The following is a 14,127-nucleotide window of genomic DNA, read 5'->3' as shown; positions in this document are numbered from 1 at the left end:
GCAGGTGAGCACGGATCAGCGCTCGCTGGAACGGAATTCGTCCTCCAACGCGTCGAGGGTAGCGCGCAGATCCGCCGGGTCATTGTCCTTGAAGATCCCGTCGTAGCTGGATTCGGCCCGGATCGCGGCCTCCACCTCGGGATCGTGATAGAGCTGGGCCACCGTGCGTAGTGTGGGATCGTCGGCATCGACGGCACGTGCGGCGAAGATATTGATGTACTGCTTCAGCTCGGGGCGCTCCGGATCGTCGGTGTAGATCACCTGATCGCGGGTGAGCCCTGCCGGACCGGCGAAGGTGTCGTCGACGAAGGCGGCGTCCACACTGTCCAGCGATTGCGCGGTGAGCGTCGGGTCGATGGTGGTCACCCGCACCCGCGACGCCGCGGTATCGACATCGTCGAGAGTGGAATCCCAGGTCGCACCGCCCTTCAACACGATCAGCCCGGCCGCGGCCAACCCGAGCAGCGGGCGCACCTGATTGGCCGGATTGTTGCTGAGGGTGATCTCACCGCCGGGCGGGATATCGGCCACCGAATCGTGCTTCTTCGAATACAGCGTCAGCGGGAAGATCTCGGTCGCCGCGATGGGCACGAGATCATCGTTGTTGGAGACGTTGTAGTTCGCCAGATACCGCACATGCTGGAACTTGTTGAGATCGATACGGCCTTGGGACAGCGCCGGATTGGGCTGGTTGTAGTCGGAGAAATTGACCAGCTCCACGGTGATCCCGCGTTCGGCGGCCTTGGCGCGGAGCACTTCCCAATGCGGCAGCGCGATATCGTTCACACCGATCCGCACGACGGCCGGATCGTCATCACGGCCACAGGCCGGGACGGCGAGGGACAGCAGGATCGGGATGAGCACCAGGCGACGCAGGATTCGCATTTCCCGCAGCGTAGGCGCACCTCGCACAAGGCACGAGCATTCGATTCAATGAAATCGCAATCCCGCCCGTTCCGGGTGAGGGATGTTGCCGACGTGGAGGCGATCGGGGCGGTGAGATCGGATCGGCGTCGGTCAGGTGCGATGCATGAACGCCACCAGACAGCACTCCTTGGTATTCGCGCTGTCGACGCTCCGTTCGACCACGCTGACCAGCTGCCAACCCTGTGATTCGAGCAATTCGATCCCATTGAGCAGGTGGACAATCGGCTCGAAGAGGACCGACGTATTGTCGCCCATCTTGCGGAACTCCGTACGCGGCGGCGAGCTGAGAGCCAGGTTCCGGCGCGGATAGGATCGCAGATCCACCGCGCCGTTCAGTACGGCGATCACGTCGAAGACAGGTCCGGGTGCGGGAGCATTCACGCTTCCATCATCCTGAACGCCGGGCATTCTCGACACTCGATCGTGCGCTGTGCCCACCAGTTTCGACCCGGTCGTGCGCTGTGCACGCCAGTTTCGACCCGGTCGTGCGCTGTGCCCACCAATCTCGACCCGGTCGTGCGCTGTGCACGCCAACCTCAACCCGGTCGTGCGCTGGCCCCCGACCTCGACTCGATCGTGTCGATCTCACCGAAGAGTCGCACTGCCGTCCCATGGCACATGCGATCAGGCAGGCACGACCCCGACTCGTTGTGCGAGCTTGCCGAGGTCGCCGGTCGTGAGGTCGCGCCGAGCCTTGCGCATCATGTGGCCGACCAGCTCGCGCACCGGGGCCATGGTGCGGACATGCTGTGGTGCGGCGTGCTCGGCCCGCAGCAGCGCGTACAGCGAATGGCGGTAGTTGCGCTGCATCGCGTGCGCCCGGCCGACCTCCACGAAGTATTGAGCCTTGCGGCCCTCACTCGGCAGGTCACCAGGCGAGAGCGTCGGCGCGACGGCGAGCACCTGGCCGGGCTCCCGGCGCTCGATCGCGGCCGACATACGCCACAGCGCGACGTTCGCGGGACCGAATGACTCATTGCGGGCGACGGAGGTGTTCGGCCGGGCGTCGGCGAGCCTGCCCGCCTGTTCGGCTGCTTCGGCAAGGTACGGTTCCGGGTCGCCGCCCATCGTCGCTGTGACGATCGAACCTTGCAGGTGCAGCATTCCGTACGTTTCGATCTCGCCGATGGTTCGCACGTCGGCGGCGATCTTCTCGGCCGTCTCCGTCGTGGTGGCCAACGCGGCGGGTAACGCGCCGGGGCGCGAGAGCATGATCTGTCCTTTGCTGAACGCGGCGGCGGCGAGCGGCGCGACCCCGTCGACATGGCCAGCGGCCCGCTCGGCCTCCTGCGCCGCGATCCAGGCGAGGGCGTGGTATCCGCGTGCCCGCAGCGCCGACGCGACGCCGTAGGCGACGGTGCCGAAGACGTCATAGGCTCGCTCGACGCGACTGGCGTCGGCGTCGCGCACGTGGCGGTAGGCGTCGGTCAGCATCGGCGCGAGCATCGGTCCGATGGTGGCGTAGTCGCAATCGTTGCGGAGCTTGGTCACGGTGTGGGTGAGCGCGGCCAGTTCGTCGAGGGTGCGCGGCGGTGCAGTGTCGGTGATATTCCCGCGTGCCCACAGCACCGTTTCGAGGTCGGGTACCGCCGCGTGGAATCCAGCGGTGGAGGGGTCGAGCTTGTCCTGTTCGTGCCCGGTCAAATCACCGATGGTGACCCCGAGCGCCGACGCCAGCGCAAGCAACGTACGACGCGAATCAACGGGCCGTTCGCCGTTCTCGTACTTGGCGATTGCGCCACGGGACAACCCGGTCCGGTCCGCGAGTACCTGCTGTGAGATGCCACGCCGCGCCCGGATCGCACGGACCCGCTGGCCGATGTACCGGTCTTCGTGCTGGTCGCTCATATCGCTCCCTCGACAACCGTCGAAACACCAATGCTAGCGGGCATTCCGTGTCCTGCTCCGGGCTGTTTCAGGACCTGCGCCGCTTCAAGATTCTCTCCATGCCCACCGCTGGGTCGAAGTCGGGTGCTCGGGAGCCGACGCTGCACATTTTGAGTGTCATCACCGGCTTCTGTCGAACAGATGTCATCGCTGATCGGCGGTGCGGCCCATATCGAGTTCCTTCTGTCGGCGACTCTCGCAGTCACCGACTGTGATAACAGCCCTGCAACATCAAACCCGGCCACGTGTCTATACCCAGGCACGGCCTCGACTCGTAGCGCGAGCCTGCCGAGGTTGCCGGTCGTCAGGTCGCGCCGGGCCTTGCGCATCATGTGGCCGACGAGTTCGCGTACGTGGAGAACCATGCTCCGAACGTGCTGTGGTATCGATGCTGGTGGTGGTCGAGTTGCTGTCGGCAACGCGAGCCGAACCCGGCGTCGATGAGTACGAACTCAGCGATGACGAGGTTGCCGATTCCCCTGCCTGAAACTCGCGGCAGATAGGAAGGCAGGGCAATCGATTTCAGCGATCCTCGTCGGCATTCAGGGCTTCTTGTTGGCGCGGGTGTGGGCGGGTCGGCAGGAGCCGGTGTCGGCGATCTCGCTGAACTGGGCGCGGATGGCTGGCGGCCTCAGTTCAGTCGGAGTATTGCGGCGTCGGTGGCATTGAATCCGCAGGCTTTTCGATAGAAGTTGTTGAGATGTGGTTCGTAGTCGACGTGGAGCCATTCGATGTCGAGACTGCGGAGATCATCAACGAGAGTGGAGATCAGTTTGGTGCCGATGCCGTGGTGGTGCAGGTCGGGGGCGACCATGGTGTCGAGGAGGAACGCATGCCTTCCGCCGTCCCAAATTGCGTGAACGAATCCGGCCAGACGGTCATCGATGAATGCTCCGATCCAGGATCTGCTGTGCCGTTCGAGTCGTTCTCGCCAAGGAATCAGGGTGTAGTCGCCGCCGAAGGCTTCTGCGTGCAGTCGTGAGAGCACTTCGTCATCGACGGCGAATCGGATCCGCAAGTCGGTGGTCATGTCGACAACTCCTGTTCCCGAATATGTTGCCCAGCTGGGTTCGGTCATAGACTCTCAACACCGGTACACAGTAGAAGACAGCCTGCCGGTACGTTATGGGCCGAGTGACCTTGGGATGGCCTTGTCGACCGGTTGCCTGCGCGTACAGGAGTTGGCTTCACTGCCAAATTGCTGGTGTGGGTAAGGCTGCCGCTCACACTTCATGCGTCGCTGGCACGCAGCGCCAGCGCAGTGGTGATCAGCTGGCGCGCTTCCTCGCCGTGGACCGATTGCGCCGCCAGCAGCGTAAATGACTTCTCGTACAACGCGATTTCGGAGGGCCGAGTGATGGTCAACTCGGCGGTCACCGTTTCGACGAGCACCGTCTTTCGGTCGTGAATCACGAAGTTGGTGGCGGGAGAACGGTACTCGGCCATCCGGGGGAGGATCGCCATGGCCAGCCGGGGCAGACGCATCGCGCGCAGCAGGTGGCGGAGTTGCCCGGTCATCACTGTGTCGTCACCAATGCCGGGGTAACCAGCGGATGTCTTCGCCGATGGCTATGGCGTTGCCGGTCCGCGACACCAGCCACTCGATGTAGTCGCTGTGCGGCGTGGTGATGATTCGGGTTCGCTGAATCTGCACGCCGCGTGCCACGGTGGCCTGGACCAATGGAGCCCAAGGGTCGTAGCTCGCGCCTTCGGCCGCGCCGTAGTCGTCCTGGGTCTCCAAGTGGAACGCGTAGGCGTGCGCCTCACCGAACAACCGGGTGAAGGTGTCCGGCGTATCACGATGGATCATGCGTCGCGCCGTATCTGACGGCCGACGGGAACCTCCACGGCTGTCTCGTGCACAGGGAGCTGAATCTGTTCCAGTGCTTCGGTATCTGCGACCGGATCACCGGTCAGCAGGAAGGTGCCGTGGCCGGTGTCGCGCAGCAGTGCACCGAGGCAACTACACGGTTCCAGGTAGGTGAGCAGACCGTGGGGGATTTCGATCTGGTTGGCCTTGTTGGTGCGCCAGCCTTGGACGACGTAGCGCGGCGGGTTCGTTTCGGTCAGGAACAGGGTCGGGCTGTGCCCCACCTCGGAGTCGCCGCCGAGTCGGCGCAATCTCATGGTTCCGGCCTCCAATTTGCTCCGTCTCTCGTGGGTGGGCCCATCGTCACTGTTCATACACGACACGGTCAACGTTCTGAGCAAAGCTGAGCAAGAATCTGGTTCTGGTGAACTCCCCACTCATAGCGTGCACTTCACTCCCGCCGCCGGGTGGATACGCCCTCGGCGGTGGGTGTCCACCAACAACTCGGACATGGGCGGTGCATATGGCAGTCGGGCAGGCAACGGCGATCGGTCTGGTTCGGCGCGGGATACCTGGCAGTGAAACCGACCTCGCGACGCTGGCACTACGGCACGGCTACCCGGTGCTCGGCTTGGTCGGTCTGACGGTGTTGCTGTACTGGCCCGGACGCAACAGCTGGACGTCACCATCCGATGAAGTAACAAACCGGCCGGACGGCGGTGCACAGACCGAAAAGGAGACCAAAGTGAAGGAGTATCCAGATGGGCCGCAGTTCTCCCCTGTTCGCCGCCGCTCTGGTGGCTGTGGCTTTCGCCGCCGGATGTAGCTTGAACGGCGGTGACGACTCGGCGAACACCGCCGGTGCCACGCCGGACATCTCGGGCGACAACCCGCGTGGTGCGGTCGAGGTGGCGCTCGGCGATACAGCCGTGGTGCGAGACGCCGCCGGACAACTCCTGCTCGAGGTGTCGAACTCCCGGTTGGATCCAGCGGGATGCAAGCCGAACACCGCACAGCCGGAGCATCTCACGAAAACTGCGTTTCTCGCGACGATCGCGGTGGGCGGTGAGACGTCGGTCCATTGGTTGTGGTCTTCGGACTTCTACTATGTCAACGACAGCGGCAAAGTGGTCCACAACCGATCCACCAGCGACAGCGAGCCATGTTCGAGCAGCGTTCGCCATCAGCTCATAGATGTCGTTCGCCATCAGCTCATAGATGTACCGCCGAATTCATCGGCGGATGGCGCAACGACGCTGGATATTCCTGCTTCGACAACGATCGTTGGCTACCACAGCCAGCTCAGCGGGTCGGATATTCGGATCGAGTGGCGATTGCCGGAGCCGATGCCTGCGGCGACTCTCGCTGCGCCCGGGGTATCGGTGACCAGTTCGACGCAAGCGCCAGCTTCCACACCGGGACCGGCCGCCGATCCCACCATGCCGGGGAATCCCGTTGACCAACAGCCAAACCCGTATCCGAACTCGGTGGACTCATACGGGCGGCCATCGGGCAGCGGGGACAAGAAGCTGGTGGGTTGTGCTGACTGGAATCTCTACCAACCGGGTACTGGGATCTACGCCGACGGTTCGATGGACTACGCGCCCGAATGCCTCCAAGGCGGTTCGATGGCGCCCAGATAGGAGAAGCAAGAATGCCTCGCACCTGGCATCTCGAAGGTCGACGATCGGTTCGTCGTGGACGGCGCGCCATTACTACCCAGGTGGTATGCAATGAGTCCCGGCGGATCGGCTGACGAGCTGGGCGGCGTATCCAGTCGAAGGGCTGCGAACACCCCGGTGTCGCTCATGCTCGCGTCCGGGATTCCGGTGCACAGCCTCGCGGCGTGGCACGGACACGATCGGAGCACGGCGTTGCTGGTCTGGACCGACGCGCAGTCGGAGTATTCGAATGCACCGGGGCCGTTCTGTTCGGGTGAATGTTGAGGTAGAGGCCGTGCGCTGGCGTACTCAGCGTTCTGAGTACAGCTCCCCTGAGAGGGGCAATAGCCGCTGACCGGTCCGAAGTGGTCGACGGATGAAGTTCATCCGCTTCGGGTGAGGTCGTGCGCCCGCTCCGCTGTGAGGCTGTGGAGGCGGTCGGTTCGGCTTCGCTGCGCATCGCTCGTGTGGTCGGCAGTGCGGCGCGGGCCGTCGTCGTATAGCGCTCGCCTCCGTGTCGAAAGGGATCCGATGACCAGTCAGCAGGAAGCCTCGGCCAGCATCGAAGCCGGAAACGACAGCGCGTTGCGCTCGCTGCCGTTCGGCGACACCCAGGATTTCGCCGATGCCGAGCGGGGGTTCATCGCGGCGCTGTCGCCGGGTGTGGTGCGTAACGCCGACGGTGCGGTGGTGTGGGACAGCGACGCCTATTCCTTCCTGGACGACGAGTGCCCGCCGACGGTGAACCCGAGTCTGTGGCGGCAGTCGAAACTGGTGGCGATGCAAGGTTTGTACGAGGTCGGCGACGGTATCTACCAGATCCGTGGCCTCGATCTGTCGAATATGACGCTGATCGAAGGCGATACCGGTGTGATCGTCATCGATCCGTTGATCTCGGTGGAGACCGCCGCCGCCGGACTCGCCCTCTATCGCGAACATCGCGGTGACCGCCCGGTGACCGGCGTCATCTACTCGCACTCCCATATCGACCATTTCGGTGGCGTCAAAGGGGTGACGACCCAGGACGATGTCGATGCCGGAAAGTGCCCGATCATCGCGCCGGTCGGGTTCACCGAGCACGCGGTCGAAGAGAACGTGTACGCGGGTACGGCGATGGCAAGGCGTGCGGCGTACATGTACGGCGCCGCCCTGCCGCGCGGGCCGCTCGGCGCGATCGGTGCGGGCCTCGGCCCGACGACCTCGACCGGCCTGCCGACACTGATCCTGCCGACGGTCGACATCGATCACACCGGCCAGACCGTGACCGTCGACGGGGTCGCCATCGAATTCCAGATGACACCGGGCACCGAGGCCCCGTCGGAGATGAACTTCTATTTCCCGGACCGGCGGGCGCTGTGCATGGCCGAGAACGCGACCCACACCCTGCACAACCTGCTGACTCTGCGTGGCGCGCTGGTGCGCGACCCGCACGTGTGGTCGAAGTACCTCACCGAGGCGATCAACCGCTACGCACACCGCTCCGACGTGGTGTTCGCCTCCCATCACTGGCCGACCTGGGGCACCGACCGGCTCACCGAATTCTTGTCGGTGCAGCGCGACCTCTACGGCTACCTGCACGACCAGACGCTGCGGGCCTTGAACAAGGGCGCCACCGGCATCGAGATCGCCGAGGACATCCAGTTGCCTCCGGCCCTGGTGAACTCGTGGTCGACCCACGGCTACTACGGCTCGGTCAGTCATAACGTCAAGGCGATCTACCAGCGGTACATGGGCTGGTACGACGGTAATCCCGCCACCCTGTGGCAGCATCCGCCGGTCGCGTCCGCGATCCGGCATGTGGACTTCATGGGCGGTGCGGACACGGTCGTCGCCAATGCTCGCAAGTCTTACGACGAGGGCGACTTCCGCTGGGTCGCGCAGGTGCTCAACTACGTCATCTTCGCCGACCCGGACAATGCCGAAGCCAAAGCGCTACAGGCCGATACGCTCGAGCAACTCGGCTACGGCGCCGAGAACGGCACCTGGCGCAACTTCTTCCTGATGGGCGCCTACGAGTTGCGCAACGGTGGCGTCGGGACACCGCTGTCCAGTGCCTCATCCGATATCACCGACGCGTTGTCGGTCGAGCAGATCTTCGATGCGGTGGCCCTCCGTGTCGACGGTCCGCGGGCCTGGTCGGCGACGATCGTCATCGATTGGCGTCTCCAGGACTCCGGGACGGTGCATCGCACGCAGCTGCGCAACGGGCTGCTCGTCCACTTCGATGTCACCGATGATCTCCCGCCCGCCGACGCCACCTTCTCGCTGACCGAGGCGGACCTGCGTGCGGCGCTGGTGCAGGGGGAGGACCTCCAGCAGATGATCGGTGCGGGCCGAGTGCAGGTCGACGGTGACGTCGGCAAACTGGTCGAGCTGGTCGGCTACCTCGATGCCCCCGATCCGGATTTCGCCATCGTGACGCCCTGATCGCGCCCACATGGAAGGAATCTCCGATGCTGGGATTTCTGGCCCCCGCGGATCAGCGCCGGACACTGGACGAACTCACCGACAAGCTGGATCTGTCCGTCGGCGCGGTCACCGCGAAGCGGTCGGCCTTCTGGATCATGCTGGTGCTCTCCGCGGTCATCGCGATCTCGGGCGTCATCGGTGACTCGACCGCCACCGTGATCGGCGCCATGATCGTCGCGCCGCTGTCGGTGCCGATCCTCGGTATCGCGCTGGGTGTGGTCACCGGCCGCGCCGCGCTCGTCGGGCGCAGCCTGATCCTGGTGCTGGCGGGGATCCTGGTGGTGGTGGCGCTGGGTTTCGTGTTCGCGCAAGTACTGCCGAATCCGGTCAATGTGCTGTCGAATGCGCAGGTCCTCGGACGCACCTCACCGAAGCTGATGGACCTCACCGCCGCGTTGGCCACCGGGCTGGTGGCGGCCGTGGCGATCACCCGACGCGATGTCGGCGATGTGCTCCCCGGTGTGGCGATCGCGATCTCGCTGGTGCCGCCGCTCGGTGTGGTGGGCGTGTGTCTTGGTTCGCAGGCGCCCGCGCTCGCACTCGGCGCGTTCGTGCTGTTCGCCTCCAATGTTGTCGCGATGATCATCACCGTGACCGCGGTGCTGTTGATCGCCGGATACGCCGCGGAGGCCGAGGCATCGACCGCGCGCCGGGGCCGCGCGTACCTGGTACTCGGTGCCGCGCTGGTGCTCGTCGCGGTCCCGATGGTGGTCAATTCGCTGTCGACCCTGTGGGCCGGACAGATCGCCGATGCGACGCGCGACTGGCTCGGTGACGCACCGGGCGCGCAGGTCATCGACGTCACGGTCGAGGGCGATACCGCGACGATCTCGGTACTCGGTCCGCAACAGTTGCCGCCGGTCGCCGAGCTACAGGCAGCGGTGAACGATCTCGTGCCGTGGGATCCGAGAGTCGTCGTCGTCCACACGGTCGGGGCTCGGCTTCCGGAGTGATCGCGCAGGGCGCCGACGTCGACGATCGCGGCGCGAGACGCGATATGAGCGCGATCCGAACGCGGGCGACCGAGTGGGCGAGGCTGGCGGGCACAGTGCGACGCCGAGTGTTCCACGACGGCGGTGCAAGTCGCCGAGAATGTATTCGGCCGCGCTGTCGCGACGCCTCACCGAGCCGCGGCGTCTGACCGGTTGTCGGCAACGATCGTTGCCGACAACCGGTGGCAGTTCACGGAATCCGCGGGGGCGCAGCGTGTTCGACCTGCTCGGCGTCGCGCGCAACGACTTCTGGGCGCCGCGGAGCGAACCAGGTCCGGTAGAACATGATCGACAGTGCGGTGAGCGCGCCGAGGATCGCGATACCGAAGGGGACCGGGTAGTTCGCCATCGGCATGGCGAGGTAGCGGATGCACAGCAGCACGGCAGTGAACGTGGCGATTCCCATGGCGACCACCTGCACGCGGGCGCGGTCCCAACCCCGGTCGGGGTCGCGCAGGGCGGACTCGATCGTCAGGCAGAATGCGGCGCCCACCACGAGGTCGATGCCGTAGTGCGCCCCGAGGCCGAGCGTCGCGATCAGCGTGCACACCAGCCAGAAGGCACCGCCCCAGCGCAACCAGCCGGGCCCGCGTCGAGAGTGGATGAACAGCGCCAGCGCCCACGCCGTGTGCAGCGACGGCATGCAGTTGCGTGGTGTGATGCCGTCGAAGGGCATCGATTCGACCGAGGCGGGAATCGCCGGAACGAGATTCGGCCACACGTCGGCGAGTTCCATGCCGTTGCCCTGCGGTCCGAAAGCGAGGATGGGCCCGACCACTGGGAAGATCACGTAGAAGATGGGGCCGATGAGGCCGATCGCCAAGAACGTGCGCACCAGGTGGTGCCGCGGCCACGCACCCGTGGTGACGCCGCGCAACTGCCAGACGGCGACGACGATGGCCGCCACCGGAAGCTCGAAGTACACCCAGCGCACCACGCCCACCGGCACCGGACCGGCCAGGTCGAGCGCATGCCCGACGAGCCACGACGGATTACCGAGCGCGCGATCGGCCAGTTCCACATAGGGATCCAAGACCTGAGGGCAGGCCCAGGCCGTGATGTCCAACCAGATTTCGCCGACCTTCGTCGCCAGGATGAGCAGCGCTCCGAGCGCTATCGTGTGCAGCGCCGTCCACCGTCGCGCGCCACTCCACCGGAGGGCGGCGATCACCGCCAGCGCCGTCAGCACGATGGTCGGTCCGTTGCCGACGGTGAACGGCCGACCGTCGAATGTCCGAATCGCCACGAAGATCACGTCGATGGCGACTGCGGCAGCGAGGGCGCCCACCCGCACCCGGACGGTCACACCGATCAGCGCCAGCAGGAAGCCCGCCCACGGTGTCGTCGCCGACTTGGGTGTCCCGACGTAATCGCGAAAGAGGCTGGTCAATGGGCCGAGCGCGTGGATGTGAGCGGCCATGATCTGTCCCGCGACAAGCACAAGCACAGCGGCGGCAATACCGCCCCACACCAGGAAGGGTCGAAATCCACGCTCCCGGAGCCGCTCCACCCCCGAAGGCTCCGGGGGCGAGGTCGAACTGCCGTGCGTGTCGTGAATAAGCATTCGGACATCGTAAGTACATCGTGAACACGGCGTGACGGGGCACTTAACGCAGACCGACTCCGGTGATCGACTGCTCGAACCGCCTGGGCGCCATGAGCGATCGCTGCTGTGGCTCCTCGGCATCGCTGTATCAACGAGCGTGCGTGCACCGGTGGGACTTCGCTCCCGATGTGCCCTGGCGCGGCTCATGCACCCGGTGTCATCCACGAACCGGACCCACGACCCGTCCCGGCCGCCAGCTTCCTCATGGACAAATATGAAGGCTCCGCGACTGGCAGAGGCGGAGGTGATGTCGGTGGGCACCTATATCATCCTGTCTGCCGAAACATCGTTGTACGAGAAAGGGCTCGAACTCCTGGTCGAGTGGACGGCGGGCGGAAGCGAAGCGCGCCAACTGATCCGCAACAGCCCTCCTTCCACCGCACTGCCTCCGGTATGACCAGCTGACCGACGTCAGCGAACTACTCCCGGGTAGACAGGCGGCCTACACGACACCTGACGATTCGAACCGCGTGACCAGGACACGAAAGATTTGGTGAGCAAGCGAAGCGGCGCCTCGCTGACGCCCGAAACCTCAGAGGAATACACATGACACGATTGACCGGATTCGGAAATGTGGTCCTGCCCGCGCGGGATCTCGCCGCGAGCATCGAGGTGTGGGCCGCATTATTGGGTCAACAACCTGCCTTCCAGAGTGACGACTTCGCCGCGTTCTCCGGTGATGGTGTAGAGATCGGGCTGACCGCCGCGCCTTGGGTGGACCATCCGCTGGTCTTCTGGACGGTCGAGGACATCGAACAGACCCATCGCGCACTGATCGCCGCCGGGGCCACGGCGATGACCGAAATCGCCGACGGATCGCTGGCCGAGGTCGGCGCCGCCGAGGCTGCCGCGGGCGACAATATCGATCCGGCTACGGGCATCGTGGACATGCCGGGTGCTCGGCTGGCCGTCCTGAAGGCGGCCGATGGCAACCTGATCGCCATCACCCAGGAGGTACCGATGGACTGGTCGGCCGACCAGTCGTGAGTGGGCCATGTGCGAACCGGTTCAGCGGGTCGTCGCTCCGGTCGGTCGGCGGGGTCTGAATTCGGGGACGCGATCGGGAGCAACCGACTCCGTTCCAGTGTGGGCCGACCGCGCCACCGAATGCTCGTGCCGCTCAGCCCAACCGCGTGATCGGGCAGCTTCAGCGACACGCCTCACCGGAACCGGTCGAATCCGGTGGCCGAGTGGGCTCGGACGCTCTGTCGGTGAGGTCGTCGGATCGTCCCGCCGCGATGCGTGACCATTGAGCGGTAGGGCGGCCGTCGGTCCTGGTGTCCTCGACATGAGATTGCGGCCAGCCTTCCGGCGAGTCCTCCCATGGTTCCTGGCGGCCGTAGATGGTGAGGTCCATCAGGCGATAGTTGATATCGACCGCCTCGACGCCGCGCCGAGTGGTCCAGTAGGTCTCGAAGACGCGATCACCGCGCCGCAGGTAACAGACGACGTGCATCATACCGATCTGTCGGCCGACCAGGAGGGTGTCGAGTGACTGCTGCGCGGAGTACCAGGGCATCGTCCAGTTCATGAAGTCGTGGTAGCGGATGCTCTCCTCGTAGGGACCCTGACAGAACACGGCGTAGGTGATGTCTCGGGAATGGACGTAGGACAGCTCGTCGAGCTGGGTGTTGTTCCATGTGCAGCCTTCGCATTGCTCGGCCGCCGGACGTCCGGGGTACCACATGAAGTAGTACGCGATCAGCTGTTGGCGGCCCTCGAAGGTCTCGATCAGCGGGACCGGACCGTCCCGCCCGATCAGTGGGGTGCTCGCATCCACTTCGACCACGGGCAGTCGGCGGCGGGCGGCGGCGATCGCGTCACCGGCCCTGGTGTGCGCCTTCTCCCTGGTACGGAGTTCGGCCAAGCGAGCCTCGAAAGTGGCTCGATCGGCGCGGGTGGGTTCGGGTACGTTCTCGATGGTCATCGGACTCGGCTCCTTCGGTTGGATCATCGGGTACAGCGAGGCGTGGGGCGGGCGAAACCGACCGCTGCGGTGCTCACGCTCAGAACGGTCGGGACGCCGGTAGCGGTGAACGCGATGTGAACGCTGTCCAGACCGGAGCCGACGGCCGACACGGTGGGCACCGTCGCTCCGCCGCCCTCTCGGGTGGTCACCACCAGCCTTCGCGCTGTCTTCCCGTGCGGCGGCTGTCTGCGATCACGGCCGCTGTCGGGACGGTAGTGAGACCATGGGACGGCGGTGGGTGGCGGCGCGCCCGTGCAGGTAGATCGCGCGGGCGAGGGCGGCGACGGCAGCGGCGCAGAAGACGGTGCGGACCGCGTTGCCGATCACCCACGGGGCCTCGAACTGGTCCCGGAGGTGGGCGAGGTCGGTGATCCGGTCCGGGTCGCCCGCTCGGGTGATCTGCTCGTTGAGCGGGATGTGGAGCGCCCCGGTGATGGCGAGCACCACCACGTAGAGCGCGAGCGCCGCGATCACCCAGCGCAGCGCGGGCCCCCGGGAGAGGGATGCCTGTAGCGCGGTGGCGAGGATGGCGAGCAACAGCGCCGCGGTGAAACTGAGTGGGAATACCGGGTTTTCGTTGAACCGCTGCGTGATCATCACGAACGTGCGGTCGTCGACACCGGCCAGGGCGGGCATGACCGCGATCATGAACGTGAAGTTCAGGCCGGCGACGAGGGCCATGGTGACCAGCGTGGCGCCGAGCGTCAGCCCGACCCATCCGTGACCGGCCTTCCCGTGACCGGCCGAGACGGAGGGAGTTGGCATGGTGTGGTGTTGCGCGGGGTAGTGGCTGTCGTTCATCGCGG

At 65.4% G+C, this 14,127-nt stretch carries 15 protein-coding genes; 5 read left to right on the top strand and 10 right to left on the bottom strand.

The features are described 5' to 3' along the window. Positions 1-15: 15 nt before the first annotated feature. The 7 genes from QH168_RS22305 to QH168_RS22275 all read right to left on the bottom strand — a co-directional run bounded on the left by QH168_RS22305 (position 16) and on the right by QH168_RS22275 (position 4,941). Positions 16-885: a MetQ/NlpA family ABC transporter substrate-binding protein gene (locus QH168_RS22305; protein WP_280236719.1), complete on the bottom strand. Its 870-nt coding sequence runs from the start codon at positions 883-885 to the stop codon at positions 16-18. Positions 886-1,017: 132 nt separating this feature from the next. Next, complete coding sequence (locus QH168_RS22300; RefSeq protein ID WP_280236718.1) at positions 1,018-1,308, bottom strand: hypothetical protein; 291 nt, start codon at positions 1,306-1,308, stop codon at positions 1,018-1,020. 243 nt (positions 1,309-1,551) lie between these two features. Then, a complete protein-coding gene (locus QH168_RS22295) occupies positions 1,552-2,775 on the bottom strand; it encodes a helix-turn-helix domain-containing protein (protein WP_280236717.1) in 1,224 nt (407 codons plus the stop codon). A gap of 670 nt (positions 2,776-3,445) precedes the next feature. Continuing rightward, complete coding sequence (locus tag QH168_RS22290) at positions 3,446-3,892, bottom strand: GNAT family N-acetyltransferase (RefSeq protein WP_280236716.1); 447 nt, start codon at positions 3,890-3,892, stop codon at positions 3,446-3,448. 152 nt (positions 3,893-4,044) lie between these two features. Further along, entirely contained in the window at positions 4,045-4,332 is a 288-nt protein-coding gene (locus QH168_RS22285; RefSeq protein WP_280236715.1) for a Scr1 family TA system antitoxin-like transcriptional regulator, read from the bottom strand. A 10-nt stretch (positions 4,333-4,342) separates the two neighbouring features. Beyond that, the gene (locus QH168_RS22280; RefSeq protein WP_280236714.1) at positions 4,343-4,624 is read right to left on the bottom strand and encodes a DUF6879 family protein; all 282 of its coding nucleotides are present in this window, start codon (positions 4,622-4,624) and stop codon (positions 4,343-4,345) included. Next, positions 4,621-4,941 carry a hypothetical protein gene (locus QH168_RS22275; RefSeq protein ID WP_280236713.1) on the bottom strand — a complete coding sequence of 107 codons (321 nt, stop codon included), beginning with the start codon at positions 4,939-4,941 and terminating at the stop codon, positions 4,621-4,623. Before QH168_RS22275 ends, QH168_RS22280 begins: the two co-directional genes overlap by 4 nt. 444 nt (positions 4,942-5,385) lie before the next feature. Here QH168_RS22275 and QH168_RS22270 point away from each other — a divergent pair, with 444 nt between their 5' ends. The 3 genes from QH168_RS22270 to QH168_RS22260 all read left to right on the top strand — a co-directional run bounded on the left by QH168_RS22270 (position 5,386) and on the right by QH168_RS22260 (position 9,707). Continuing rightward, the gene (locus QH168_RS22270; protein ID WP_280236712.1) at positions 5,386-6,267 is read left to right on the top strand and encodes an acyltransferase; all 882 of its coding nucleotides are present in this window, start codon (positions 5,386-5,388) and stop codon (positions 6,265-6,267) included. Positions 6,268-6,816: 549 nt separating this feature from the next. Continuing rightward, positions 6,817-8,712: an alkyl/aryl-sulfatase gene (locus tag QH168_RS22265; RefSeq protein ID WP_280236711.1), complete on the top strand. Its 1,896-nt coding sequence runs from the start codon at positions 6,817-6,819 to the stop codon at positions 8,710-8,712. A gap of 26 nt (positions 8,713-8,738) precedes the next feature. Continuing rightward, positions 8,739-9,707: a DUF389 domain-containing protein gene (locus QH168_RS22260; RefSeq protein ID WP_280236710.1), complete on the top strand. Its 969-nt coding sequence runs from the start codon at positions 8,739-8,741 to the stop codon at positions 9,705-9,707. 229 nt (positions 9,708-9,936) lie between these two features. Here the strand turns inward: QH168_RS22260 and QH168_RS22255 are convergent, their stop codons facing one another. Then, on the bottom strand, positions 9,937-11,310 hold the full coding sequence (locus QH168_RS22255) for a phosphatase PAP2 family protein (protein WP_280236709.1): 1,374 nt from the start codon (positions 11,308-11,310) through the stop codon (positions 9,937-9,939). 295 nt (positions 11,311-11,605) lie between these two features. Here QH168_RS22255 and QH168_RS22250 point away from each other — a divergent pair, with 295 nt between their 5' ends. Both QH168_RS22250 and QH168_RS22245 read left to right on the top strand, forming a co-directional pair. After that, positions 11,606-11,749, top strand: a complete 144-nt coding sequence (locus tag QH168_RS22250; RefSeq protein ID WP_280236708.1) for a hypothetical protein — start codon at positions 11,606-11,608, stop codon at positions 11,747-11,749. A gap of 149 nt (positions 11,750-11,898) precedes the next feature. Then, positions 11,899-12,339: a VOC family protein gene (locus QH168_RS22245; protein WP_280236707.1), complete on the top strand. Its 441-nt coding sequence runs from the start codon at positions 11,899-11,901 to the stop codon at positions 12,337-12,339. A 160-nt stretch (positions 12,340-12,499) separates the two neighbouring features. Here the strand turns inward: QH168_RS22245 and QH168_RS22240 are convergent, their stop codons facing one another. Both QH168_RS22240 and QH168_RS22235 read right to left on the bottom strand, forming a co-directional pair. Continuing rightward, positions 12,500-13,279 carry a DUF899 family protein gene (locus tag QH168_RS22240; protein ID WP_280236706.1) on the bottom strand — a complete coding sequence of 260 codons (780 nt, stop codon included), beginning with the start codon at positions 13,277-13,279 and terminating at the stop codon, positions 12,500-12,502. 234 nt (positions 13,280-13,513) lie between these two features. After that, a complete protein-coding gene (locus QH168_RS22235) occupies positions 13,514-14,122 on the bottom strand; it encodes a DUF1772 domain-containing protein (RefSeq protein WP_280236705.1) in 609 nt (202 codons plus the stop codon). Between the last annotated feature and the right edge of the window lie 5 nt (positions 14,123-14,127).

The sequence above is a fragment of the Nocardia cyriacigeorgica genome, from assembly GCF_029868385.1.
GTDB classification, from domain to species: Bacteria; Actinomycetota; Actinomycetes; order Mycobacteriales; family Mycobacteriaceae; genus Nocardia; species Nocardia cyriacigeorgica_F.
This window is presented reverse-complemented; position numbering and strand designations above follow the sequence as displayed.

Excerpts from the sequence above, each read along its gene's own strand:
- QH168_RS22305 (WP_280236719.1), bottom strand. The coding sequence starts at position 885 with ATGCGAATCCTGCGTCGCCTGGTGCTCATCCCGATCCTGCTGTCCCTC.
- QH168_RS22295 (WP_280236717.1), bottom strand. The coding sequence starts at position 2,775 with ATGAGCGACCAGCACGAAGACCGGTACATCGGCCAGCGGGTCCGTGCG.
- QH168_RS22290 (WP_280236716.1), bottom strand. The coding sequence starts at position 3,892 with ATGACCGAACCCAGCTGGGCAACATATTCGGGAACAGGAGTTGTCGAC.
- QH168_RS22285 (WP_280236715.1), bottom strand. The coding sequence starts at position 4,332 with ATGACCGGGCAACTCCGCCACCTGCTGCGCGCGATGCGTCTGCCCCGG.
- QH168_RS22280 (WP_280236714.1), bottom strand. The coding sequence starts at position 4,624 with ATGATCCATCGTGATACGCCGGACACCTTCACCCGGTTGTTCGGTGAG.
- QH168_RS22275 (WP_280236713.1), bottom strand. The coding sequence starts at position 4,941 with ATGAGATTGCGCCGACTCGGCGGCGACTCCGAGGTGGGGCACAGCCCG.
- QH168_RS22270 (WP_280236712.1), top strand. The coding sequence starts at position 5,386 with ATGGGCCGCAGTTCTCCCCTGTTCGCCGCCGCTCTGGTGGCTGTGGCT.
- QH168_RS22265 (WP_280236711.1), top strand. The coding sequence starts at position 6,817 with ATGACCAGTCAGCAGGAAGCCTCGGCCAGCATCGAAGCCGGAAACGAC.
- QH168_RS22260 (WP_280236710.1), top strand. The coding sequence starts at position 8,739 with ATGCTGGGATTTCTGGCCCCCGCGGATCAGCGCCGGACACTGGACGAA.
- QH168_RS22255 (WP_280236709.1), bottom strand. The coding sequence starts at position 11,310 with ATGCTTATTCACGACACGCACGGCAGTTCGACCTCGCCCCCGGAGCCT.
- QH168_RS22245 (WP_280236707.1), top strand. The coding sequence starts at position 11,899 with ATGACACGATTGACCGGATTCGGAAATGTGGTCCTGCCCGCGCGGGAT.
- QH168_RS22240 (WP_280236706.1), bottom strand. The coding sequence starts at position 13,279 with ATGACCATCGAGAACGTACCCGAACCCACCCGCGCCGATCGAGCCACT.
- QH168_RS22235 (WP_280236705.1), bottom strand. The coding sequence starts at position 14,122 with ATGAACGACAGCCACTACCCCGCGCAACACCACACCATGCCAACTCCC.